Source organism: Duganella sp. FT27W (assembly GCF_009295655.1).
Taxonomy (GTDB): domain Bacteria; phylum Pseudomonadota; class Gammaproteobacteria; order Burkholderiales; family Burkholderiaceae_D; genus Rugamonas; species Rugamonas zoogloeoides.
Genome location: NZ_WHIV01000001.1, coordinates 271,386 through 294,569 on the forward strand (window position 1 = coordinate 271,386; position 23,184 = coordinate 294,569).

The window sequence follows — 23,184 nt, forward strand, 5'->3', positions numbered from 1 at the left end:
ATATGAATTATTATCTCAGGGAATCTTTTTCTCGGGAATCTTATGGCTGTACTTATTCCGTCGACGGCAGGGGCGCTCAGGCAGGACGGCGGACTGTATCGGGAGCTCGACCTGGTCCAGGGACTGGCGCAATCGTTACCGGATGGGTATGAAGTTTTTCATGGCATCCCCTTGCACGCCGTGCATCGCGGCCATGACCATTATGGTGAAATCGACGTGGTGGTCATGGCGCCGGGCGGCGCGCTGCTGCTGATGGAAGTGAAGGCCGGGCCGGTGCAGGTGCGCGATGGCCAGGTGTACAAGCTCTACGGCAAGGCAGAATGCGATGTCGGCCGCCAGAGTCGCCTGCAGCGTGCCGGCCTGCTGGGGCGCTTGCAAGATGCCGATCTCGATACCAGCGTTGCGTGTTGCCTGGTGGTCCCCGACTATCGCCTCACCGACGAGGAAGCCGTTTCTATCGCGCGCGAACGCATCATCGATGCCGAGCGCTACCCGCAAGTGGCCATGCTGGTGCGCGAATGGCTATCGCAGGGCCGGGACTGCCAGCGTCTGGACGTGTTGCGCCGCTTTTTGCGCAACCAGTTTCGCGTCACCGTTGATCTGGCGACCGCGCGCGATCAGCTCAATCGCACCACGCGTGCGCTGGCCGATGGCATGGCCACGTGGGTTCCGCGTATCGCTGCGCCGTCCGGAGTGCTGCGGGTGCATGCCACCGCCGGTTCCGGCAAGACCCAACTGGCATTGCGCCTGCTCGAAACGGCTGTCGTCGAGGGGCGGGCAGTGGCCTATCTCTGTTACAACCGGCCGCTGGCCGACGCCATGCGCATGCATGCGCCTGCGCGGGCCGAAGTCGTCAATTTCCATGAACTGGCGGTCGATTATGTCCGGCGCTGCGATGGTGAACTCGACTTCAGTCAGCCGCGCGCGCTGGAACAGGCAGCCGAACGCTACACGCGCGACAGCATGGCCCGGGTGGCGCGCCTCGATGTGCTGGTAATCGATGAAGGACAGGATTTCGAACCGGCCTGGATCGAAGCCGTGTGCGAACTGCTGCGACCGGAGGGGCGCTTGTACCTGCTGGAAGACCAGGATCAGCGCTTGTACGAGCGTGGCGATTTCGAGATCGCCGGCAGCGTTGACGTGGACAGCTACGACAACTATCGCAGTCCGCGCCTGATTTGCGACGTCATCAACGCGCTGGGCCTGTCCCGCCGCGCGGTCGACAGCCGCAGTCCTCACCAGGGCGAAGTGCCTGGCTTCCATCACTATGCTTCTCATGATCAGATGCTGGAGCAGATCGAACGGGCGGTAAATGGCTTGCTGGCCCGGGGCTTTGCGTTGGCCGACATCGTGGTGCTCAGCCACCGGGGCCGCGCGGGTTCGTCACTGACGGACCTGCGCCAGATCGGACCGTGGCGCACGCGCCAGTTCACGGGCAAATACGACCGCCACGGTAATCCGCTGTGGACCGAGGGAGAATTGCTGGTGGAATCGGTCTACCGGTACAAGGGACAAAGCGCGCCTGCCGTGGTGCTGGCTGAACTGGCATTCGACGTGTTGACGCCGCAGGAAAAGAAAAAACTGTTCGTTGGCCTGACCCGCGCGCAAATGGCCGTCGAGATTGTCCTGACGGCCGCCGCCGAACAAGCCATGCTGGCCGAGATGTCCCGGCGCGATCGCGCCTGAGGGCAGACGTTTCTATCTGCCTGCGACAGCATCTGGCGCAGCAGGCCTTAAGGTGGTTGGTGTTGCGCCGCATGGCGCGCCTGATCATCGACAATGACCGACATCACGCCAGATCTTTCCCTTGCGGACCAGGCAGCCGCTTACGCCGGCGCGCAGTACCACATCTCGGGGCCATGGCTTGCTTGTCCGGTAGTGCGTCTCAAGACGCGCTTTGGGCTGACGCTGGCGATGGCGGAAGTGTTGGCGCAGCACTTGCACGACAGCGGAGTATGGCGCTTGCATCGCGTGCCGTCCGGACTGGCATGTGCCGAGATCGCGCCGCCGGCGCCACCCGAACCGACTTGAAGGAGTAAATGTATTGTCCACCAACCAGAAATCCCTGCTGCGCCAATGGCACATGCTGCGGCAGGTGCCACGCGCACCCGCCATGATCACCGTCGCGCAGCTGTGCGAACGGCTGGCCGACGCCGATTACAAGGTCACGCCGCGCACCGTGCAGCGCGACCTGAAGGAGCTGATGGAGGTGTTTCCGCTCCAGCCGAACGAGGAGAGCAAGCCCTTTGGCTGGAGCTGGATGCGCGACGGCGCCGCCTTCAGCCTGCCCGGCGTAACGGTGCCCGAGGCGCTGGCGTTGACGCTGCTGCAGCAGCAACTGGGCCACCAGCTGCCGCCCGATACGGCGGCCGCGCTGCAATCGCATTTTGCTGCTGCCGCGCGCACGCTCGGCACGGTGGGCGACCAGGTGCCCTCGAAGGCATGGCTGGGCAAGGTGCGCAGCATCGCTGCCGCGCAGCCGCTGCTGCCGCCAGCGATCGATGCCGGCGTGCGCGATGTCGTGTATGGCGCGCTGATGGCGGACCGTCAATTGACGCTGGCCTACCGCAAGCGCGACGTGGCGCAGCCGGCCGAGTATCCGGTGGTGCATCCGCTGGCGGTGGTCCAGCGCGGCGCGGTGATTTACCTGGTGTGCATGTTTGCCGACTATGCCGACGTGCGCACCCTGGCGCTGCACCGCATCGCGCATGCCGTGGCGCGGATGGAGCCGGCGCGCAAGCCGGCCGGCTTCGATCTCGACGCCTACGTGGCCTCGGGCCAGTTCGGCGTGGTGGCCGGGGCGCCGATGCGGTTGCGCGCGGTGTTTACGCGCCAGGCCGGCGAGCACCTGTACGAAACGCCGCTGTGCAGCGCTCAGCAGCTCGAAGCGCTGCCCGGCGGCGGTCTGCAACTGTGCGCCACGGTGCCCAACACGCGGGCGCTGGTCTGGTGGCTGCTGGGCTTTGGCGACGGCGTGGTGGTGCACGAACCAGCCGCGCTGCGCGCCGAGATCGCGGGCATGGCGCGCAATATGGCGCACGCTTACGGCCAGTCGCAACCCGTGTAACCGCTACTTTTCCTGGCCAAACCGCCCGGACGTTTGCGCCAGCTGCTCGTACGCGCCCTTGATATTCAGGGGCAGCCACTCGCGGTACTTCGCATAGCCCGCGTACTTGTCCAGTTTGATGTCCTGCTGCAGTTGCGCCAGCGTCTTGCCCTGGTTCATGCCATCGAGGACGGCGGCGCACAGGTCTTCCAGGTAAGCCAGGAACTCGCGTACGTCGGCCTTGGTGCCAGTCTGACCATGGCCGGGAGCGACGGTGTCGAAGTCGATCGCCAGCGCCTGGTGCAGCGACGCGATCATGCCATCGAGATTGTAGTAATACAGCTCCATCCATGGCAGGCGTTTCAGGACGATCCAGTCAACCACGAACAGTGTTTTCGCATCCGGCACGTACAGGCTGATGTTGCCGGCGCCGTTATTGGGGCCGTGGTAGCGCAGTTCGATGGGCCGGCCTTCGAAGTCGACATTCAACCGGTCGCTGAACGTGATGTCGGGCAGTGCGGTGGGTGCGCGGTTGCGGGCCAGGTCGGCCGCCGCCAGCTGGTGAGCGATCACGCGCGTGCCCGGTTCTTTCCACACCTCGCCGCCGAACACATGGTCGCCGTGGTTGTGCGAGTACACCAGGTGGGTCACCGGCAGCTTGCCGAACCGTTTGTCCACCTCCCCCTTGAGCCAGCGCGCGGCGTCGGCGTTGATCGGATCGGTCATCAGCACGCCGCGCTTGCCCACGATGAAGATCGAGTAATGGGTGTCGTTCTGGAAGCGGTAGATATTGTTGCCGAGGTCCGTGATCGCGCGCTGCGGCGCGGCCGATGCCGCGGTGGCGGAGAGCAGCAGGGCGCAGGCGAGCAGTAGCCGTTTGAGCATGGAAGGTCCTGGTTGAGTGTGTGGTCTGCCCCCCGAGCATAGCCGCGATACCGGCAGCATGGCGCACCGCTCCCGCGCGCCGCGCGCAGCGGCCCTGCGGTTATATTGGCGCTTCAACCTTTTGGAGCCGCATCATGCCGATCAAAACCATCGATGAGTACCAGGTCGAATACATGGCCGAGCCGCTGGAGGGCAGCGACCAGTGGGGCGCGTTTGTCGCCATCTCGGCGCCGTCCGCCACGCCCATGCACATGAATGTGATTCATGCGCGCCAGCGCGTGGCGGCCGACCAGGTGTTCGGCTCGGAAGCGGAGGCCGAAGGCGCGGCCGAACAGGCGGTGCTGGCGCTGCTGGAGCAGGTGCGCAATCCGCCGCCGGCACCGAATTAACCCTCGGCGCCACCCCCCAGCGCCTTGTACAGCGCCACCGCCGACCGGAACTGGTCACGCCGCAGGTCGAGCAGGGTGCCCTGCGCGGCGTACGACTGGCGCTGGGCGTCGAGCAGTTCCAGGCGGCTGTCCTGGCCGGCGCCGTAGCGCAGTTTCGACAGCCGTTCGCGCAGTTCGGCCGCGTCCACCACCCGTTGCTGCGCGTCGATTTGCAGCCGGTACGTCTGGCTGCCGGCCAGCGCGTCGCCCACTTCGCGGAAGGCCGACTGGATCGCCCGTTCGTACTGCACCACCGCGATCGACTTGCGCACTTCGGCCAGTCGCAGCTCGGCGCGCAGGTAGCCGCCGTGGAAGATCGGTTGCGTCAACTGTGGCGCGAACGACCAGTTGCGCTGGCTGCCCCGGAACAGGCCACCGATCTCCGGGCTGGCGAAGCCCAGTTGTGCGGTGAGCGAAATGCGCGGGAAGAACGCCGCGCGGGCGGCGCCGATATCGGCATTGGCAGCCACCAGCGCGTGCTCGGCCTGGATGATGTCCGGCCGCCGCGCCAGCAGGTCCGATGGCAGTCCGGCGGGCAGGGTGGTCAGCACCGGTTGTTGCGACAGCGCCGCGCCGTCGGGCAGGTCGGCGGGGAGGGCGGCGCCCACCAGCAGTTCCAGGTTGTTGTGCGCCAGCCGCAGCGCGCGTTTGCGCACCTGCAGGTCCGCTTCCGCCGTCGCCACCTGGCCGCGCGCCTGGGCCAGGTCGATGCCGCTGCGCTGCTGCGCCGTGTGCAGGCGCTCGGTGAGCGCGAGCGACTGGCGCCAGTCGTCCAGCGTGCGCTCCGTGAGCTCCGCCTGCTCCTGCGCCAGCCGCTGTTCGAGGTAGGCGTCCGCCACGGCCGCGATCAGGGTCAGGCGCGCGGCGCGCTGTCCTTCCACCGAGGCCAGGTAGCGGGCGAAGGCGGCGTCCGACAGCGAGCGCAGGCGACCGAAGAAATCGAGCTCGAAGGCGTTGATCGCCAGGCCGGCATTGCTGCTTTCCTCGATCGCCCGTGGCTGGAAGCCGCCGGCACTGTTGGTGCCGATCGCGCGCTGGCGCGTGGCGCCGGCCGCGACATCGACCTTGGGCAGGCGGTTGGCGTCCTCGATCCGGTACTGGGCCTGGACCGCGGCGACATTCAGTGCAGCTTCGCGCAGGTCGCGGTTGTTGACCAGCGCCAGTTGCACCAGCTGTTGCAGGCGCGGGTCGGGCAGCATGGTGCGCCAGGCTACGTCGGCGCCGGTGCCGGCGTTCGAATCAAATGAGGCGGCAGAGGCAGTGTCGGCATAGCTGGCCGCCACCGGCAGCGCCGGTTTTTCCAGCGGGGGCGTGAGCGAGCACGCCGACAGCGCGCCGGCCACGAAGACAGTCATCAGTGTAGGGCGCATCATGGCGCTTGCTCCTCGAGCTTGGGTGCGGCAGATGGCTGCTGGCGCCAGCGCGCCAGGCGCTCGGAGCCGCCCACCACCATTACGAAAAATACGGGGACGAAGAAAATCGCCAGCACGGTGGCGGCTACCATGCCGCCGAACACGCCGGTGCCGATCGCGTGCTGGGTCTCGGCGCTGGCGCCGGTGGCGAGCATCAGCGGCACCACGCCCAGCGTGAAGGCCAGGGATGTCATCAGGATCGGCCGCAGGCGCAGTCGCGCCGCTTCGATGGCCGCTTCCACCAGCCCTTTGCCCTCTGCATGCAACTGGCGCGCATACTCCACGATCAGGATCGCGTTCTTGGCCGACAGGCCGATGATGGTGATCATGCCCACCTTGAAGAACACATCGTTCGGCATGCCGCGCAAGCCCACCGCCAGCAGGGCGCCCATCAGGCCCAGTGGCACCACCAGCATCACCGAGACGGGAATCGCCCAGCTTTCGTACAGGGCAGCGAGCACCAGGAATACCACCAGCATCGACAGCGCCATCAGCAGCGGCGCCTGTGCGGCCGATTCCTTCTCTTGCAGCGACTGGCCGGCCCAGGCCACGCCGAAGCCGGGCGGCAGTTGCGCAGCGAGGCGCTCCATCTCGGCCATCGCTGCGCCGCTGGAAACGCCGGGCGCGGCACCGCCGCTGATGCGGCTCGACAGGTAGCCCTGGAAGCGCACCAGTTGCAGCGGCGTTTGCTGCCACACCGGCTGGACGATTTCTTTCAGCGCCACCATGCCGCCGTCGCTGTTACGAATGCGCAGCGCCAGCAAGTCGTCGAGCTGCATGCGCGCCGAGGCATTGGCCTGCACGATCACCTGCTGCATGCGGCCGGCGTTGGGGAAGTCGTTCACATACGTCGAGCCGGTGGCGGTGGTGAGCATGTCGCTCACGGCGGCGAACGATACGCCCAGGGCTTCGGCCTTCTTGCGGTCGATTTCCAGGCGCACGCTGGCGCCGGGCGGCAAGCCGTCCGGATAGACCATGCCCAGCAAAGGGCTTTGCGCCGCCAGTCCGAGCAACTGGTTCTGCGCCGCCTGCAGCGCGGCGGCGCCCTGGTTGGCGCGGTCCTGCAGGCGCAGCACGAAGCCGGACGAGTTGCCCAATTCGTCGATGGCCGGTGGCAGTACCGACATGATCATGCCTTCGCGCGCGGCGCCCATCGCCATCTGCGCCTGCAGCACTTCCTCCTGGGCGCTGGCGCCGTCGCGGTCGGGCCAGTCCTTGAGCATGGTGAAGGCCATGGCCGCATTGGGACCGGAACCGGAGAAGCCAAAGCCCAGCAGCGATTGATTGACGTCGATGCCGGGACGGCTGGCCACGTGCTGTTCGTACTGCTTGACCACGTCCAGCGTGCGGCCGGTGGTGGCGTCGGACGGCAGCTGGAACGACGTGATGAAATAGCCCTGGTCTTCTTCCGGCAAAAAGGCGGATGGCAGGCGGGTAAAGCCCCAGGCCATGGCGGCGGCAATCGCCGCATAGAGCAGCATCATGCGCCCGCCGCGCTTGAGCAGCGCGGTGGTGCCGGCCGCGTAGCGGGCCGTCATGCGGTCGAAGCTGCGGTCGAACCAGCTGAAGAAACCTTTTTTGACATGGTCTTCGGGGCCGATCGGTTTGAGCATGGTGGCGCACAGCGCCGGCGTGAGCGTGAGCGCCAAAAATGCCGAGAACAGGATAGCTACCGCCATCGCCACCGTGAACTGGCGGTAGATCACGCCCACCGAACCGGCGGCCAGCGCCATCGGGATGAACACGGCGGTGAGTACGGCGGTGATGCCAACCACTGCGCCGCTGATTTCCTTCATGGCCCGCGACGTCGCCTCGCGCGGCGACAGGCGCTCGGTGGCCATCAGCCGTTCCACGGCCTCCACCACCACGATGGCATCATCGACGATGATGCCGATCGCCAGCACCATGCCGAACATGGTGAGCACATTGATCGAATAACCGGCCACCGCCATCACGGCAAAGGTTCCCATCAGCGCAATCGGCGCGACGATGGCCGGTATCACCGTGTAGCGCACTTTTTGGAGGAACAGATACATGACCAGGAATACCAGCACCATGGCTTCCACCAGCGTGGTCACCACTTTTTCGATCGAGATCTTGACGAACGGCGCGGTATCGAACGGCACCGAATACGCCATCCCGGGCGGCATCGATTTGGCCAGTTCCGCCATCCGTGCGCGGATGCCGGCAGCCGTGGCCACGGCGTTGGCGCCGGGCGAGAGCGAGACGGCAGCGCCGGCCGACTGCACGCCGTTTTCGCGCGCCTGGAAGTTGTAGCTTTGCGCACCCAGTTCCACCCGCGCCACGTCGCCCAGCGTGACCAGCGAACCGTCGCGGCCCGCGCGCAGCACGATGGCGGCAAACTCCTGCGCATTGCGCAGCTGGCCCTGCACCGTGAGCGGCGTGGTCACGCGCTGGCCGGGCACGGACGGCGTGTCGCCCACGCGGCCAGGCGCGATCTGCACGTTTTGCGCGGCGATGGCGGCGGTCACGTCGCCCATCGAAACGTTATGGGCGATCAGCCTTTCGGGATCGACCCAGATCCGCATGGCCCGCTCGGCGCCGAACAGCTGCACCTTGCCTACGCCGGGTACGCGGCGCAGTTCCTCGATGACGTTGCGGGCCAGGTAGTCGCCCAGCTCCAGCGCATCGGCGCCTTTGCCGTTCTTCGCATCGGCATTGAGGCTGATGATCATCAGGAAGCCGGACGATGCCGATTCCACCGTTACGCCGTTCTGGCGTACCGTCTGCGGCAGGCGCGGTTCGATCGACTTGAGCCGGTTCTGTACATCGACCTGCGCCAGCTCGGGGTTGGTGCCGGGCTTGAAGGTAACGGTGATCGAGGCCGAACCCGAGGTGTCGGTGGACGATTCGTAGTACAGCAGGTTTTTGACGCCCGACAGTTCGCGCTCGATCAGCGCCACTACCGCGTCGTTCATGGTTTGCGGCGAGGCGCCGGGATACACGGCGCTGATGGTGACGCTCGGTGGCGCCACCGACGGGAAGCGGGCGATCGGCAGGTTGGGCAGCGCAATCAGCCCGAACAGCACGATGAAAATGGCGACCACCCACGCGAAGATGGGGCGGTTGATAAAGAATTGAGACATGGCTGGTATTTTCCTGTGCGATCAGCGTTGCGCCGTCTTCGACGCCGCCGGCTGCCACGGTTGTGGCGCCGCCTGCAGGCCGTCCTGCAGCCGTTCCTGGCCCTCGACCACCAGCACGTCGCCGCTTTTCAGACCGGACCGGATCACGTATTGATGGTTCACCACCGGTCCCACTTCGATCTTGCGCAGGCTGGCCTTGTGGTCCTTGTCGAGCGTCCAGGCCAGTGCTTCGCCGTCGGCGCCGCGCTGCACCGCCTGCTGCGGCGCCATCAGTTCGTTCGACGCGGCGCTGCGGGCGATGCGCGCGCGCACGAACATCCCGGGCAGCAGCGCACGGTCGGCGTTGTCCACCAGGATGCGCAGGGTGGCGTCGCCGGTGCCGGCGTCCACGCTCATGTCCGAGAACAGGATGCGCGCCTTGGCGGCATACGGCTTGCCGTCGGCGTCGAGGATGGTGACGGCCACGCCATCGGTTGCGCGCGCCCCCAGCGCATGGATCGAGGCGATCATCGCTGCCGGCTGGCGCACGTCCACGTACACCTTGTCGGTCTGCTGGATGCGGGCCATGGGGTTGGCATCGAGCTGGCCCACCAGCGCGCCTTCGGTCACCAGCTCGGAGCCGATGCGGCCCGAGATCGGCGCCTGCACGGTGGTAAATGCCAGGTCCAGGCGGCGGCGTTCCAGCGCGGCGCGGGCCTGCGCCACATTGGCGGCAGCCAGGTCGCGTTCGGAGACAGCGTCGTCGAACGACTGGCGGCTGATGGCGTCGGCGTCGATCAGCGGTTGCAGCCGCTCGGCCTGGCGCGTGGTGCGCGCCAGCGTGGCCTGCGCGTGTTGGAGCGACGCTGCGGCGGAATCGAACTCCGCTTTCAACGGCGCCGGGTTGAGCTGGAACAGCGGCTGGCCGGCCTTCACTTCGGCCCCCTGTTCGAACAGGCGGCGCAGCACGATGCCGCCGACCTGCGGGCGGATGTCGGCCGTGCGCAGCGCCGCCACGCGGCCGGGCAGGTCGTCGTCGAGGGTGACGGCGGCCGGCTTCAGGGCCACCACGGTGACTGCCGGTGGCGGCGCAGCCGGCGGCGCGGCGCCTTGTTCGGAGCATGCGGCCAGGGCCAGTGCGGCCGCGATCATCAACGGCCATTTCTTCAACAGGGTATGCATAGGTTATTTATTCAGGTGGTCGTGCAGCGAGATTACGCTTCGTACATGCAAGTTCGATGGGGGAAGTGTGGAGATTCGGTGGAGGCGAACGATATTTTTCCGCACTGGCAAACGCGCGCCGGGCGGCGGTATCATGGTCGCCTATGCAAAAACCTCACGACACTATGGAAGCTCCTCCGGATTCCACCCAGGCGCTGGTGCTGGTGGCCGAGGACGAGGCGGAAATCGCCCAGATCCTGATGGCCTACCTGGCGCGCTCCGGCCTGCGCGTAGCGCACGCCGCCGACGGCCAGGCCGCGCTCGATATGCACCATGCGCTCAAGCCCGACCTGGTGCTGCTCGACGTGATGATGCCCCGGCTCGATGGCTGGGCGGTGCTGTCCGAAATCCGCCGGCGCGGTCACACTGCCGTCATCATGCTCACCGCGATGGACCAGGATATCGACAAACTCACCGGCCTGCGCATCGGCGCCGACGACTACATCGTCAAGCCGTTCAACGCGGCCGAAGTGGTGGCGCGCACGCTGGCCGTGCTGCGCCGCACCTTGCAGGGCGGGGCGCAGCCGCACCAGCTGCTGCGCGCCGAAGGCATCGAGGTCGATCTCGAACATTATGAAGCGGCCGTGTGCGGCGCGGCCGGCCGCCAGGTGCTGGCGCTGACCATCACCGAATTCCGCCTGCTGGCGCACATGGCGCGTGCGCCCAAGCGGGTATTTACCCGCGCCGAACTGCTGGCCGCCTGCCTGCCTGAGGGCGAAACCCTGGAGCGCACCGTGGACAGCCATCTCAGCAAGCTGCGCAAGAAGGTGGAGGGCGCCGGCGCCGCCGGCCTGCTCGAGAGCGTGCGTGGTGTTGGCTACCGGCTGGGAGGCGGCGCATGAAGTTCGGCATGGGCCTGGGGCGCCAGATCACGCTGTCGATGTCGCTGCTCACGCTCCTGATCATCGTGCTGCTGCAAATCAGCTCTTACATTTTGTACGCGTTGCTGCTGCGTTATCAGCCCGAGTTGTTCGCCGATCCGCACAATTATTCGCCCACGCTGCCGGAGTGGCTGTACATGGGCATCTCGACCGTCGTCGCGGTGATCATCGCCATGGTGGCGGCAGCGCGGCTGTCGCGCCGCATCCTGGCGCCACTGAACGCCGTTGCCGCCAGCCTGCGGCGGGTGGCTGGCGGCGACCTGGCCGCGCGCGCTGCCGTCGATGACCGCCCGATCGGCGAGGCGTCGCAACTGGTGGAAGACTTCAACAGCATGGCCGAACGCCTGCAGCACATGGAGCAGGAGCGCGGCTTCTGGAATGCCGCCATCGCCCACGAACTGCGCACGCCGGTCACCATCCTGCGTGGCCGCCTGCAGGGGTTTACGGATGGCGTGTTCGTGCCCGACCAGGCGCAATTCCGCAGCCTGCTCACGCATGTCGAGGGACTTAGCCGGCTGATCGAGGACTTGCGCATCGTGGCGCTGGCCGGCAGCGGCCACCTGGAGCTGCACCGGGTGGAGACCAACCTGGCCGGCGACATCGCCACCGTGATCGCGCTGGCCGGCCCGGCCTTGCAGGCGGCGGGCTTCCGTATCGAGGTGGCGGCGGACGGCGAACCGGTGCTGTGCGATCCGATGCGCATGCGCCAGGCCTTGCTGGCGCTGCTGGAAAACGCCCGCCGCCACGCCACGCCGGGCCGGCTGCGCATTGCCGCCGTCGTCGCGGACGGCATGTGCGCCCTGCGGGTGGAAGACGAGGGGCCCGGCATTGCGCCGGAGCTGGCGCTGCACGTGTTCGAGGCATTCCAGCGCGGCGAACAATCGCGCTCGCGCGAGAGCGGCGGCAGCGGCCTGGGGCTGGCGGTGGTGGGCGCCATCGCCAAGGCGCACGGCGGCCAGGCGGCGTGCCGGCCGTCTGCCCTGGGCGGTACGCTGTTCGAGTTGCGCTGGCCGGCGGACCATATCGACGTACGGGATACACGTAACGCTTGAGTGTTTAATGATAATGACTTATCATTACCGACTATCAAGCATCGATAAGGAACTTCCCATGTCCGTTTTTCGCAGCAACCGCACCCCGATCGCCCTGGCCATTACGCTGGCATTGAGCCATTTCCCGCTGGCCCACGCCCAAACGGACTCTCGTTTGCCGGCCGATCCGGAGTCGGTGCCGACCGTGATCGTCTCGGCCAGCGCGCTGGGCGTGGTTGGCGACGACATGATCACGCCGGTGACGTCCATCGGCGGCAATGAGCTGGTGCGCGTGCGCGAATCGACCCTGGGCGAGACCCTCAACCGCCAGCCCGGCATTTCGTCGAGCCAGTTCGGCGCCGGCGCCAGCCGCCCGATCATCCGGGGCATGGACGGCCCGCGCGTCAAAATTCTGTCGGACGGCGCGGAAATCCAGGACGCTTCCACCATCAGCCCCGACCACGCGGTGGCGTTCGAGCCGATGCTGGCCGAGCGCATCGAAGTGCTGCGCGGTCCGTCGGCGCTGGCCTACGGCGGCGGCGCGGTGGGCGGCACCATCAACATCATCGACCGCAAGATTCCGACCGCGATTCCAGTCAACGGCCTGGAAGGCAGCGCCGAACTGCGCGCCAACTCGGTCGCCCGTGAAAAAGCGGGTGCATTCGAAGTGACCGGCGGCGCCGGCAGCTTCGCGTTCCACGCCGAAGGCGTCAAGCGCGAAGCCGACGCCTACAAGGTCGGTAAGGGATGGAGCGAAGGCCGCACCGTCGATGGCAGCTTCAAGGACACCGACACCGGTAGCGTGGGCCTGTCGTGGATCGGCGCCAACGGCTACCTGGGCCTGGCCTACACCAAGGAGCGCACCAGCTACGGCATTCCCGGCCACAGCCACGAATTCGAAGGCTGCCACCCGCACGGCGCCACCCTGCATTGCGGCGAGCATGAAGAGGAAGAAGGCCACGATCACGACCACGAACACGAGGAAGGCGCGATCCCCACCGTAAAACTCGACAGCAACCGCTGGGACCTGCGCGGTGAATACCGCGCGCCGGTGGCCGGCATCACCAAGGTGCGCCTGCGCGCCTCGCTTACCGACTACCAGCACGACGAACTGGAAGGCGCCGAAGTGGCGACCAGCTTCCGCAACAAGGCGCACGACGTGCGCGTGGAAGCGGAACACGCACCGCTGGGCGGCTGGCGCGGCGTGGTGGGCGTGCAAACGACCAAGCGCGATTTCGTCGCCGACGGCGAGGAAGCCTACGTACCGGCGACCATCACCAAGAAAAATGCCGTGTATGTCACCGAGGAATACAAGCTGCAGGACTGGCGCTTCGAAGCGGGCGCCCGCCACGAGTGGCAGGACATCACCGTCAACCAGGCCGGCTTGCGCGATCACGATGTGAGCGGTACGTCGGTCGCCGTGGGCGCGGTGTGGAAATTCGCGCCCGAGTATTCGCTGCGTGCGTCGCTGTCGCGCGCGCACCGCCTGCCTACCGCCGAGGAACTGTATGCCAATGGCGTGCACATGGCGACCAGCACCTACGAGATCGGCAACCAGGACCTGGACAAGGAAACCTCGAACAACGTCGATCTCACGCTGCGCAAGTATGCCGGCGCCACCACGTTCTCGCTGAGCGCCTTCCACAACAAGGTCGATAACTATATCTACGCCCGTACGCTGGACAACTTCGAAGGCTTCCAGCTGATCGAATACGCCCAGCGCGACGCCACCTTCACCGGCCTGGAAGGCGAAGTGAAACACAAGTTCTCGCCAGCGTTCGAGGCCACCGTGTTCGGCGACTACGTGCGTGCGCGCTTCGACAGCGCCGGCGGCGACCGCAACCTGCCGCGCATTCCGGCCGCGCGCCTGGGCACCCGCGTCGATGGCAACCTGGGCCAGCTGCACGGCCAGGTGGAGTTCTATCGCGTGAACAAGCAGGACAAGGTCGCCGACTTCGAAGGCGCCACGCCCGGCTACAACATGCTCAACGTGGGTACGCACTACACGCTGCGCCTCGGCGGCATGCCGGCGCAGATCTATGCGCGCCTGAACAACCTGACCAACGAACTGGCGTACAGCCACACGTCGTTCATCAAGAACTCGGCCCCGCTGCCGGGCCGGAATGTCACCGCCGGCGTGCGCGTGTCGTTTTGATGATGAAATACCTGATCCGGTGGGGCGACTACGCGGGCATGACGGCATCAGGCATCTGCCTGGTGCATTGCGTGGCGATGCCGTTCCTGCTGGCGGCGTTTCCCATGCTGGGCCTGGGCCACGAACATGATTCTGTACACTCGCTGCTGGTGCTGGGCGTGACGATACCGGTGATCGTGGCGCTGCTGCCGGGCTTTATCAAGCATCGCGAACCGGTGGCGCTGCTGCTGGGCGCTGCCGGCCTGGCAGCGTTTATCGTGGCGGTGTACGTGGTGGGGCCGCTGTTCGGCCAGGCCTGGGAAACCGCACTGGCCATTTGCAGCAGCCTGCTGCTGATCGTCGCGCATCGCCGCAACCACGGCAATTGCAAGAGCTGCGCGACCGATTAATCTACTTGCACTGGTCGCACAGGCCGTACAAGGTCAGCTCGTGCGACTCGAGCTGGAAGCCCTTGGGCGCCAGCTTCTGCATGTCGCCGGGGCACGCGTGCACTTCGAACACCTTGTCGCACGCGCGGCAGTGAAAATGGTGGTGGTGGCCATGGCCGGCCACTTCGTAACGGTCGCCGCCAGTGGGCAGCGACACGGCGGCGATCTCGCCCGACTCCAGCAGCGATTTGATATTGCGGTAGATGGTGGCCATGCCGATGCCCGGCACGGCCTGCTGCGCGTGTTCGAGTATTTCCTGCGGCGCGAGCGGGCGCCCTGCGGCAGTGATGCACTGGTGGATGGCGGTGCGCTGGCGGGTATTTCGTTCCATTCGATTCTGTTCCTCGGCGCCGGACGACGGCCCGGACAGGCCTTCATTATATAACCGGGAACCTTCACATGTTGTTTCGATCGCTGTTTTTCATCACCTCGCTGTATGCAGCAGCTCCAACATCCGCCGCACCAGCGCCGCAAGTGCTGCCACCTGCCGCGCCGTGGAACGGCAAGAGCGAGCAGCTGATCGTACCGGCTGCCGACCTCCTGGCCACGCCGGCCGAACGGTCGGACTTTCGCTCTTCGCCCAGCTATGCGCAAACGCTCGACTACCTGCGCACGCTGGCGGGAACGTCGAAGCTGCTGTCGCTGCACACCTTCGGCAAAAGCCTGCAGGGGCGCGACCTGGTGTACGTGCTGGCCAGGAAGCCTGGCGCCAAAAAACCGGTGGTGGTGATCCAGGCCGGCATCCACTCGGGCGAAATCGACGGCAAGGATGCGGGCCTGATGCTGCTGCGCGATATCGCCCTGCGCGGCCGCGACGATCTGCTTGACGCGGTGGACCTGGTGTTCATCCCCATCCTCAATGTCGATGGCCATGAAAACGCCAGCGATATCGGCCGCCCGCACCAGCACGGCCCGGACAGCAAGGGCGCGCGCACCAACGGCCAGGGGCTGGACCTCAACCGCGATTACGCGCGCTTGCAGTCGCCCGAGATTGCGGCCGTGGTCAAGCTGCTGCAAACCTTCGATCCGGCACTGTACATCGACGTGCATGTGAGCGACGGCATCGACTACCAGTACGACGTGACCTACACCTTTGCCGGCTGGGGCACCTATGCGCGCTCGCGTGCAACCGCCGACTGGCTGATGACCGCGTATCACGCCGACGTCAACGCGGCGCTCACCGCGCAGGGCCACACGCCCGACATCTATCCGAGCTGGGTGGACGAAGATGCGCCCGAGAAGGGGCTGCGCATCAGCGCCGAAGGGCCGCGCTATTCGACCGGCTATGGCGATTTTGTCGGTATTCCCACGGTGCTGGTCGAAAACCACGCCATGAAACCGTATAAACGCCGGGTGCTGGGCACTTATGTGCTGCTCGAACAGTCGCTCAGAACCGTGGCGCGCGAAGGGCAGGGCATCGCTGCCGCCAAGGCGCGCGACCGCGCTGCGCGCCCGGCGCAGTTGATGGTGCGCTGGGAAAAGGAGACCGCGCCACTGGAATTCAAAACCTTCAAGGGGTATCGCTACGACTCGTACCTGTCGCCGGCGTCCGGCGTGCGCGAGCGGCGCTGGACCGGTGAGCCGGTCGATATCGCCATGCCAGTCTTCGGCGTGCGCTCGACCAGAGAGGTGGCATTGCCGGCGGCGTGGTGGATCGGCGCCGAACAGCAGGGCATGATCGCGGCGCTGCGCCGCCACGGCATCGTGATGGACGAATTGAAGGCGCCGCGCACGTTGACACTGGAGACGGTGCAACTGGCCAGCGGCAAGGACCGCACCGGCTTGCTGCGCGCGCAAAAGCAGTGGACGCTGCCGGCCGGCTCGGTACGCGTTCCGCGCGATCAGCCATTTCACTTGCTGGCGGCGGCGCTGCTGGAGCCGGAGAGCGACGATTCGTTCCTGGCCACCGGCCATTTCGATAACGCCCTGCCGCTCGAATCGCAATTGCCGCGCCACTTGCTGGCGCCCATGGCGGACCGCATGATGGCGGCGGATCCGGCCCTGCGCACCAGCTTTGCCGCAGCGCTGGCGGCCGACGCCGCGCTGGCCGCCGATCCGCAGGCACGCCTGCGCTGGTGGCTGGCGCGTTCGCCGTATCTCGATCGCGCGCGCTGGACTTATCCGGTACTGATGGAGCGTTGAGCGGTAATTGATCACCGCTGCGATTGTTTGGTTGCACCGATGTGGTTAGACCAGATATAAAGTGGTCTAACCACCTTGAAACCTTGCTAGAATGGTCCCGCAGTGCCAGATCCGGAACAATCCGGGCAAATAGCTAATCACGGAGACCAGACCATGAAGGTGGAGATTGATCAAAAACGTCGCGTATTGATGAGCAGCGGTGCAGGCATGATGGCGGCGGCCAGTGTACCGGCGGCGCTGTTGCCTACCACGGCCAGCGCCGAGGATAAAAAAATTGCTGCCGACCCCTGGCAGCGCGCGCGCGACATCGAACAGAAATTCGCCAAGCCGCTCAAATTCCGCGACGAGGATTTCGTCATCACCGCCTTCGGCGCCAAACCCTGCCAAACGGCCAAGGTCAACGCCACCATCCGCTATACCGAAAAAGCCGACGTACCGTCGCCGGTGCGCGGTTCGCCCGATGCCTATCCCGCCATTACCGCAGCGATTGCCGCCTGCCACAAGGCCGGGGGCGGGCGCGTGGTGATCCCGAAAGGCGACTGGTACGTGGCCGGTCCGATCGTGCTGCGCTCGAATGTGCACGTGTACCTGGCGGCGGGCGCCCACGTCTACTTCAGCGCCAACCCGGCCGACTTTGCCAAGTACGGCGACATCGATTGCGGCCCGAATGGCAAGCTGTCGATTTCGCGCTGGCAGGGCAACGACGTGCTCAATTATTCGCCGCTGGTGTACGCCTACGGCCAGACCAACATCGCCCTCACCGGCGAGGACTGGACCAGCGTATTGAACGGCCAGGGTGGCGTGCCGTTCGAGAACGGCGAAGGCTGCTGGTGGGACTGGAAGGGCCGCCACAACAAGGGCAGCGTGCAGACCGAGATTGCTGTCAACGAGCGCAATCCCAAGTCGATGAGCGAGGTCGCGCCCAACCTGCCCGCGCATGACCGCGAGATGATCGAAGCGACGCGCCAGAGCTTCCGCGCCGACGTACGCTATCTGCCGGCGCTGTCGGAAGCCGGCGTGCCGGTGGCCAAGCGCGTGTTCGGCGTGGGCCACTACCTGCGTCCGAGCATGATCGAATTCATCGGCTGCACCGATGTGCTGATGCAGGGTTACATGGTGACCGCCACGCCGTTCTGGCAGCACCACCCGGTCAACTGCCGCAATGTCCATATCCGCAAGGTGCGCATGGAGAGCCAGGGCCCGAACAGCGACGGCTTCGACCCCGAAGCGTGCGACACGGTATTCGTGGAGCACTGCGAGTTCAACGCGGGCGACGACTGCATCGCCATCAAGGCGGGCCGCAACCGCGACATCCAGTTCGGCCCCACCCGCAATGTGCTGGTGCAGGACTGCGTGATGAACAGCGGCCATGGCGGCATGACGCTGGGCAGCGAGATGGCTGGCGGTATCGAGCATGTGTATGCGCAGCGCCTCGAGTTCCGCAACAAGTACTGGCAGACGTCGGGCCTCAATACCGCCATCCGCATGAAGACCAATATGAACCGTGGCGGCTTCCTGCGCCACTTCTACGTGCGCGACTGCACCTTGCCCAATGGCGTGGCCACCATCGGCCGCACTTATTCGCAACTGCCGGGCACCAAGCTGCCGGCGGTGCCGCACACCACGGCCGGCGGCGTGATCACCATCGATTGCGACTACACGCCGGTGGACGAGAGCGTGCGTATCCGCCCGCCCGAGGTCTCCGACGTGCACATCTCGAACCTGCGCGTCTCCGATGTGCAAACGCCGACCGGCAAGCACTCGTGCTTCCAGGCGTTCGTGATCCTGGGACCGGTGGCCGGCACCTACAACGGACCGGCCGGCAAGCCCACGCTCCCCCTCGACAACATCACCATCACCAACTGCGACTTCGGCACCCCGCGCAACGCGGAGCAGCCGTGGTTTGCCTATAACGTGAAAAACCTGGTGCTCACGAATGTGAAAATCGCCGGCAAGGCGATCAGCAAGAAGATCGACGCCTGACGGCTTTGATTGTCAGCGGCCGGCCCGGCTGGCGCGCTTGCGTTTGACGCTGCGCGCCGGTCCGGTGCCGAATAATGCTTGCACCAGCTCGTCGCGGCGTGCTGGTTGCAGGTGGCGCCGGATCGGATGCGGGGCATCGTCCTGCATCACGTGGATGCGGTAGTCGTCGTTGCCGAACAGCCGGCTGAAATATTTTGCCATCGGTGGTCCTTGTCGCCAGGTGCGCGTGCGCGCGGATAAGAGGTCTTGCACGGCACGCATTGTCCCATCGATATAAAGCCGGTTTCCTTGATGCAAATCAAGAATCCCGGCTTGACCACCAATTAGCTCAGCAGCTTGCGCAGCAGTTTTGGTTTCAGGAGCTGGGCGCTGGCATCGTATTCGAGCGCCACCCCGACCACCCGGCTGCCACTGGCGGCGGCGTCCAGTGCGGAACCCACGTTGAGCAGATTGACATTCAAGGGCTGGGTCGAATCGTCCGAGTCCGACAGGCCGATCCATGGGCCGTTTTCTACCAGACGATATTCGAACGCGAGCCGCTTCTTGCCGCCCGTATGCAGGCGCAGTGAGTAAATCGGACCTTCCGGCAGCAGCAGGAAGCGCTCATCGACACGAATGTCGCTATGGCCATCGTCATCGCCCACGAAATCGCGGTCGGTATCGTTGTCAGGTTCATCCTTCAACTCCACCGGGATGGCGCCGGTTTTGCGCACGACCGACAGCCGCATCCGCATGCGGAAATATTCGTTCCGCTTCAACAGCGTGCCAGGGTTGCGTTCTTCAAGCACGAACTCGATTCCGGTCAAATAGCCATCGATCTTGAGTTCGCGCTTGTCAACGGTCTTCAAGCGGTAGCAACCGCCTGACTTGACCGCCGTGCCGGTGGAATAGGTGACCGGACGGGTACCCGCTGGCAGGGCGGTGAAAGTCAGCGCCTCGCCTGGTTCCGTCATCGCCGTCACGCGTTGACCGGAGGCGGGTTTGACCACCACCGCACCGGCGTACAAAATCTTCTGGTCGGCGTCGACGATATGCGCCAGGCCTTGTTGGTCGGTCTTGAAAACTTTTGCCGCGAGGCTTATCCCTTGCGCAAATACCTGTTTGTCGTCAGCCTGGACCAGGTACACATCGGCTGTCATGGACGAGTTATTGGAGCCGATGGTCAATGCCGAGATAATCACGCCATCGCTGCGCACGTGCCATAACTGGTGCTTGCCACCGTTGTCCGGTTGCAGCAATACGCGGCGCCGGTCGGTCAAGGCGAATGTATTGGTGCTGTCCTCGTAGCCGTCGATGGCGAGTACCAGCCCGGACGGGTGGACCAGTTTGCCATACGCTTTATGTGCGGCCATTTTTACGATGTCCTCGGGCGCCGCTTCCTGCACGCTCCAGATGGTCGTGTCGTCTTTGCCGTCGCCTACCAGCTTGAGCAAGGGCGTGTTGTCGAGCGGCATGCTGAGCGCATAGCCGGCGCCGAAAGCAGCATTGCGCAGTTCGCCACGACCGGTAAAATCCCACACCTGGTTGGCGCCGCTGCCCAGTTCACGCAATTCCACGGCCAGGGTTTTTGCTTGTGCCGCGTCTTTTTCAGCTGCTTTGCCCACCACGGTCAGCGCGAAATCCACCGCTTGCTTGCGTCCCGGGAAGCCGCTGCTGACCGGGATCGTGCTGACGATGTTGCCGTTCGGCGTAATGCGCCACAGCAACTGCTCGCTCCATTCGAACGGCTTGCCGATCACGCCACCGCTGAGCGGGGTCTCGCCCTGCACCGCGAGGCAGCGCTGGCTGCCCTTGTTTTTCAGGAGGACGGTATCGTGCCGCGTCACTTGGCCGATTTCGGTGTCGTAGCGACCGTAGAACAGGAAATAGGCCTTGTATTCGCCGATCAGGTGCAGCGCGGTGTTTTTTACTGCGAAGATCTTCAGCGCATCCCACACGCGGATACTCAGATTCTTATTGAGCAAATCGATACTCGGCACCAGGTTTTCCCGCTGCACGGCCGCCCAGCGCCGGTAATCGTACAGCGATTCGGCCCAGCGGCCCGCCTGTTCCACCACGGCGCCTTCGCCGCCCACGGCATGGATGGTCGCCGACTGTTGTTCATTGCGGCCCTTGTTGCGGTCGTTATCCTGGCTGCTCTTCTCAAAGCTGGTGTCGGACTCGAACGACGCCGTGACGCTTTCCGCCGCGACCTTGATACGGCCGGCGTAGCGCTGGACCATCTCTTCCTGCGATTCGTTGCCGGAAAATTCCTTGACGTTGGTGGCAAATAAACGGCCACCCACCAGCGTTTGTGTCGCAACGAATTGCCCGAATTTACCGAGCACGGCAACCAGCCCCTTGAAGCGCGCTTCCGGCTGCGATTTGGCCAGCGCTTCTTCGCAGGTCGCCTCGAATTCATCGCTCGCGCAGGGGAAGGTATCGTCGAACGACAGTTCGACCTTGGGCAGGAAATAGTTGGCGGTGATGTACAGCTTTTTCTTGACGGTGCCGCTGTTCGAACTGTTGGACTCATGGGAGGAGCCGGACACACCGACGCCGACCGATGCTGCCTTGCCTCCCGCCACGCTGAGCGAGGATTTGATGTCGGTCACGCCATTTTTCTGCACCTGGTGCAGCGACTCCGACGACGTGTAGTAATTCTCGTGGTAACCCGAAAAATTCGGCTTGCGATACAGGATGCCGGTGACCAGGTTGCCGCCGTGCTTGCTCAGCTTGCTGGCGACGCGCGTTCTTTGCAGCACTTCGCGGAATCCGGTCTCCACCGGGTTGGCGGCACTGTGATCGATGACGATGCCCTTGTAGTAGCCGATCCGGTCGAGCAGATCTTCGCGCTGCGCCAGGTTGAGATCGAAAAAGTCCAGCACCTTTTCCGGCAGCTTGGCGTCATTGGTCATGAGCTTGACGACATCCTTGGCGGCAAATGCATGACTGTCGATGCTGAGCGCTTCAAATTTATCGACCAGCGCCTTGTCGATGGCCGGTGCCGAAAACCGCACCGCTTTGATCAACTGCGAGCGACGGTCATTGGCTTCTTTTTCGCGTTGCGCGAGTTCCTTCTTGCGTTCGGCGATGCGTTCCTTTTTCTCTTGCTTGCTGAGTTCGAGCTCTTCGTCCTCGAGGGACTTGTTCTCGAGTGGGTCTGTCGGCTTGGCTTTCACTGCAATGACGGCGTCGGATTTTCCTTCTGCTTTGTCGTCCGGCTTGACTTCGCGGTTGGCTATGGCGTCGGGGTTTGCATTTGCAATAACGTCAGCATTGTCCTCAGCTTTGGCGTTACCGCTGCCGCTGTCCTGTACCGGTTTGCCCGCTGCCGGGTCACTCTCGGGCAGCACTTGGGTTACTGGTTCGTTTTCAACGTTACTGCTTGAGGGCCCGGAGGCGTTTTCTTTGCTCATCGTGTCTCAGCTCCTGTAAGTCAAGTGGCCGGCAGCGGCAGTGCATGCCGGTGACCAATAGTATAGATAAGACATTAATTGAGGGAAACTGTAAAGTGACTGGCAAGCGAAACGGCGTGCTTGACAATCTGGCAGCATGATCCTAAAGTGATATCACTTTGATGTCTTACCTGAGGAGTAATCGAACATGAATGGAGCAGCTACCCGCCGCGAAAAAGCGTTTTCATCGACCAACGGCTACCTGGCGGCTGCGGCCGGGGTAGTGCTGCTGCTCGCCGCTGTCTATGTGTTCAGGAGCGGGATGGATGTCGGCAACATGGTCACGCTGTTTGCCGCAGTCGTGCTGGTGCTGGCGGGAGCTTTTTGCCTGGCAGGCCTGTTCATGTTGCAGCCCAACGAGAGCGCCATCCTCACCCTGTTCGGCAAGTACATCGGCACCGACCGCAGCGAAGGCTTGCGCTGGGCGTTTCCGCTCTACGTCAAGCGCCGCCTGTCGCTGCGCGCCCGTAATTTCAATGCGCCCACGCTCAAGGTCAACGACAAGCGCGGCAACCCGGTCGAGATCAGCGCCGCCATCGTGTGGCGCGTGCGCGATACCGCCCAGGCCGTGTTCGAGGTCGATGATTTCGAGCGTTACGTAGCGATCCAGGCCGAAGCCGCGCTGCGCCACCTGGCGTCGCAATATGCATACGACGAGGGCGAAGATTTGTCCGCCAACGAAACCACGCTGCGCGGCGGCATGGACGTGGTGGCCGATGCCCTCAAGTGCGAGCTGCAGGCGCGGTTCGAGGCGGCCGGTGTGGAAGTGGTGGACGCCAAGCTCACCCACCTGGCCTACGCCGCCGAGATTGCGCAGGTGATGCTGCGCCGCCAGCAGGCCGAGGCGATCATCAGCGCCCGCGCCAAGATCGTCCATGGCGCCGTGAGCATGGTGGAAGCGGCGTTGAAAGGGCTGTCGGAGCGCGGCATCGTGGAACTCGACGATGAACGCAAGGCGGCCATGGTCAGCAATCTGCTGGTGGTACTGTGCTCGGACAAGGAAACCCAGCCGATCATCAACACCGGCACCTTGTACAACTAGCGGCCGT

General features: G+C 64.9%; 18 protein-coding genes. 11 read left to right on the plus strand and 7 right to left on the minus strand.

From position 1 onward, the window contains the following. Positions 1–42: 42 nt before the first annotated feature. The 3 genes from F8197_RS01185 (at position 43) to F8197_RS01195 (ending at position 3,067) form a co-directional block, all read left to right on the plus strand. The gene (locus tag F8197_RS01185; protein ID WP_152879328.1) at positions 43–1,686 is read left to right on the plus strand and encodes a nuclease-related domain-containing DEAD/DEAH box helicase; all 1,644 of its coding nucleotides are present in this window, start codon (positions 43–45) and stop codon (positions 1,684–1,686) included. Positions 1,687–1,779: 93 nt separating this feature from the next. After that, a complete protein-coding gene (locus tag F8197_RS01190; protein ID WP_152879330.1) occupies positions 1,780–2,031 on the plus strand; it encodes a hypothetical protein in 252 nt (83 codons plus the stop codon). Between the two features lie 13 nt (positions 2,032–2,044). Next, positions 2,045–3,067: a YafY family protein gene (locus F8197_RS01195; protein ID WP_152879332.1), complete on the plus strand. Its 1,023-nt coding sequence runs from the start codon at positions 2,045–2,047 to the stop codon at positions 3,065–3,067. Positions 3,068–3,070: 3 nt separating this feature from the next. Here F8197_RS01195 and F8197_RS01200 read toward each other — a convergent pair whose 3' ends face one another. Next, positions 3,071–3,931, minus strand: coding sequence for an MBL fold metallo-hydrolase (locus F8197_RS01200; RefSeq protein ID WP_193333297.1), 861 nt, complete (start codon positions 3,929–3,931; stop codon positions 3,071–3,073). Between the two features lie 134 nt (positions 3,932–4,065). Between F8197_RS01200 and F8197_RS01205 the strand changes: the two genes are divergently transcribed. Next, positions 4,066–4,320, plus strand: coding sequence for a hypothetical protein (locus F8197_RS01205; protein ID WP_152879335.1), 255 nt, complete (start codon positions 4,066–4,068; stop codon positions 4,318–4,320). Here F8197_RS01205 and F8197_RS01210 read toward each other — a convergent pair. From F8197_RS01210 to F8197_RS01220, 3 genes are read right to left on the minus strand one after another with little or no spacing between them, the layout of a single operon-like run. Beyond that, the gene (locus tag F8197_RS01210; protein ID WP_152880745.1) at positions 4,317–5,729 is read right to left on the minus strand and encodes an efflux transporter outer membrane subunit; all 1,413 of its coding nucleotides are present in this window, start codon (positions 5,727–5,729) and stop codon (positions 4,317–4,319) included. The two genes, F8197_RS01205 and F8197_RS01210, sit on opposite strands and share 4 nt — an antisense overlap. Then, complete coding sequence (locus F8197_RS01215) at positions 5,729–8,878, minus strand: multidrug efflux RND transporter permease subunit (protein ID WP_152879337.1); 3,150 nt, start codon at positions 8,876–8,878, stop codon at positions 5,729–5,731. The genes F8197_RS01210 and F8197_RS01215 overlap by 1 nt, the downstream gene beginning before the upstream one ends. Positions 8,879–8,899: 21 nt before the next feature. Beyond that, positions 8,900–10,039 carry an efflux RND transporter periplasmic adaptor subunit gene (locus F8197_RS01220; protein WP_152879339.1) on the minus strand — a complete coding sequence of 380 codons (1,140 nt, stop codon included), beginning with the start codon at positions 10,037–10,039 and terminating at the stop codon, positions 8,900–8,902. Between the two features lie 164 nt (positions 10,040–10,203). On the opposite strand from F8197_RS01220, the gene F8197_RS01225 reads away from it, so the two are divergent. From F8197_RS01225 to F8197_RS01240, 4 genes are read left to right on the plus strand one after another with little or no spacing between them, the layout of a single operon-like run. Next, entirely contained in the window at positions 10,204–10,920 is a 717-nt protein-coding gene (locus tag F8197_RS01225; protein ID WP_227012007.1) for a response regulator, read from the plus strand. Beyond that, positions 10,917–12,011 carry an ATP-binding protein gene (locus tag F8197_RS01230; RefSeq protein ID WP_152879343.1) on the plus strand — a complete coding sequence of 365 codons (1,095 nt, stop codon included), beginning with the start codon at positions 10,917–10,919 and terminating at the stop codon, positions 12,009–12,011. The genes F8197_RS01225 and F8197_RS01230 overlap by 4 nt, the downstream gene beginning before the upstream one ends. Before the next feature lie 58 nt (positions 12,012–12,069). Further along, the gene (locus tag F8197_RS01235) at positions 12,070–14,145 is read left to right on the plus strand and encodes a TonB-dependent receptor domain-containing protein (RefSeq protein ID WP_152879345.1); all 2,076 of its coding nucleotides are present in this window, start codon (positions 12,070–12,072) and stop codon (positions 14,143–14,145) included. A gap of 2 nt (positions 14,146–14,147) precedes the next feature. Next, positions 14,148–14,534: a MerC domain-containing protein gene (locus F8197_RS01240; protein ID WP_227012008.1), complete on the plus strand. Its 387-nt coding sequence runs from the start codon at positions 14,148–14,150 to the stop codon at positions 14,532–14,534. Between the two features lies 1 nt (position 14,535). On the opposite strand, the gene F8197_RS01245 is transcribed toward F8197_RS01240, so the two are convergent. Further along, positions 14,536–14,904 carry a Fur family transcriptional regulator gene (locus tag F8197_RS01245; RefSeq protein WP_019920021.1) on the minus strand — a complete coding sequence of 123 codons (369 nt, stop codon included), beginning with the start codon at positions 14,902–14,904 and terminating at the stop codon, positions 14,536–14,538. 68 nt (positions 14,905–14,972) lie between these two features. Here F8197_RS01245 and F8197_RS01250 point away from each other — a divergent pair, with 68 nt between their 5' ends. Together F8197_RS01250 and F8197_RS01255 are read left to right on the plus strand one after the other, a co-directional pair. Further along, a complete protein-coding gene (locus tag F8197_RS01250; RefSeq protein ID WP_152879347.1) occupies positions 14,973–16,715 on the plus strand; it encodes a M14 family metallopeptidase in 1,743 nt (580 codons plus the stop codon). Positions 16,716–16,868: 153 nt separating this feature from the next. Beyond that, positions 16,869–18,698 (plus strand): glycoside hydrolase family 28 protein, encoded by a 1,830-nt coding sequence (locus F8197_RS01255; protein WP_152879349.1) that lies wholly within the window; start codon positions 16,869–16,871, stop codon positions 18,696–18,698. A 12-nt stretch (positions 18,699–18,710) separates the two neighbouring features. On the opposite strand, the gene F8197_RS01260 is transcribed toward F8197_RS01255, so the two are convergent. Then, positions 18,711–18,899: a hypothetical protein gene (locus F8197_RS01260; RefSeq protein WP_019920018.1), complete on the minus strand. Its 189-nt coding sequence runs from the start codon at positions 18,897–18,899 to the stop codon at positions 18,711–18,713. Positions 18,900–19,021: 122 nt separating this feature from the next. Further along, positions 19,022–22,096, minus strand: coding sequence for an RICIN domain-containing protein (locus F8197_RS01265; RefSeq protein ID WP_152879351.1), 3,075 nt, complete (start codon positions 22,094–22,096; stop codon positions 19,022–19,024). A 187-nt stretch (positions 22,097–22,283) separates the two neighbouring features. On the opposite strand from F8197_RS01265, the gene F8197_RS01270 reads away from it, so the two are divergent. After that, positions 22,284–23,177, plus strand: a complete 894-nt coding sequence (locus tag F8197_RS01270; protein WP_193333298.1) for an SPFH domain-containing protein — start codon at positions 22,284–22,286, stop codon at positions 23,175–23,177. The last annotated feature ends 7 nt before the right edge of the window (positions 23,178–23,184 follow it).

What these genes read in the sequence shown, in the direction of transcription:
- F8197_RS01185 (WP_152879328.1), top strand. Translation starts at nt 43, where the DNA reads ATGGCTGTACTTATTCCGTCGACGGCAGGGGCGCTCAGGCAGGACGGC.
- F8197_RS01190 (WP_152879330.1), top strand. Translation starts at nt 1,780, where the DNA reads ATGACCGACATCACGCCAGATCTTTCCCTTGCGGACCAGGCAGCCGCT.
- F8197_RS01200 (WP_193333297.1), bottom strand. Translation starts at nt 3,931, where the DNA reads ATGCTCAAACGGCTACTGCTCGCCTGCGCCCTGCTGCTCTCCGCCACC.
- F8197_RS01205 (WP_152879335.1), top strand. Translation starts at nt 4,066, where the DNA reads ATGCCGATCAAAACCATCGATGAGTACCAGGTCGAATACATGGCCGAG.
- F8197_RS01210 (WP_152880745.1), bottom strand. Translation starts at nt 5,729, where the DNA reads ATGCGCCCTACACTGATGACTGTCTTCGTGGCCGGCGCGCTGTCGGCG.
- F8197_RS01215 (WP_152879337.1), bottom strand. Translation starts at nt 8,878, where the DNA reads ATGTCTCAATTCTTTATCAACCGCCCCATCTTCGCGTGGGTGGTCGCC.
- F8197_RS01220 (WP_152879339.1), bottom strand. Translation starts at nt 10,039, where the DNA reads ATGCATACCCTGTTGAAGAAATGGCCGTTGATGATCGCGGCCGCACTG.
- F8197_RS01225 (WP_227012007.1), top strand. Translation starts at nt 10,204, where the DNA reads ATGGAAGCTCCTCCGGATTCCACCCAGGCGCTGGTGCTGGTGGCCGAG.
- F8197_RS01230 (WP_152879343.1), top strand. Translation starts at nt 10,917, where the DNA reads ATGAAGTTCGGCATGGGCCTGGGGCGCCAGATCACGCTGTCGATGTCG.
- F8197_RS01235 (WP_152879345.1), top strand. Translation starts at nt 12,070, where the DNA reads ATGTCCGTTTTTCGCAGCAACCGCACCCCGATCGCCCTGGCCATTACG.
- F8197_RS01240 (WP_227012008.1), top strand. Translation starts at nt 14,148, where the DNA reads ATGAAATACCTGATCCGGTGGGGCGACTACGCGGGCATGACGGCATCA.
- F8197_RS01245 (WP_019920021.1), bottom strand. Translation starts at nt 14,904, where the DNA reads ATGGAACGAAATACCCGCCAGCGCACCGCCATCCACCAGTGCATCACT.
- F8197_RS01250 (WP_152879347.1), top strand. Translation starts at nt 14,973, where the DNA reads ATGTTGTTTCGATCGCTGTTTTTCATCACCTCGCTGTATGCAGCAGCT.
- F8197_RS01255 (WP_152879349.1), top strand. Translation starts at nt 16,869, where the DNA reads ATGAAGGTGGAGATTGATCAAAAACGTCGCGTATTGATGAGCAGCGGT.
- F8197_RS01260 (WP_019920018.1), bottom strand. Translation starts at nt 18,899, where the DNA reads ATGGCAAAATATTTCAGCCGGCTGTTCGGCAACGACGACTACCGCATC.
- F8197_RS01265 (WP_152879351.1), bottom strand. Translation starts at nt 22,096, where the DNA reads ATGAGCAAAGAAAACGCCTCCGGGCCCTCAAGCAGTAACGTTGAAAAC.
- F8197_RS01270 (WP_193333298.1), top strand. Translation starts at nt 22,284, where the DNA reads ATGAATGGAGCAGCTACCCGCCGCGAAAAAGCGTTTTCATCGACCAAC.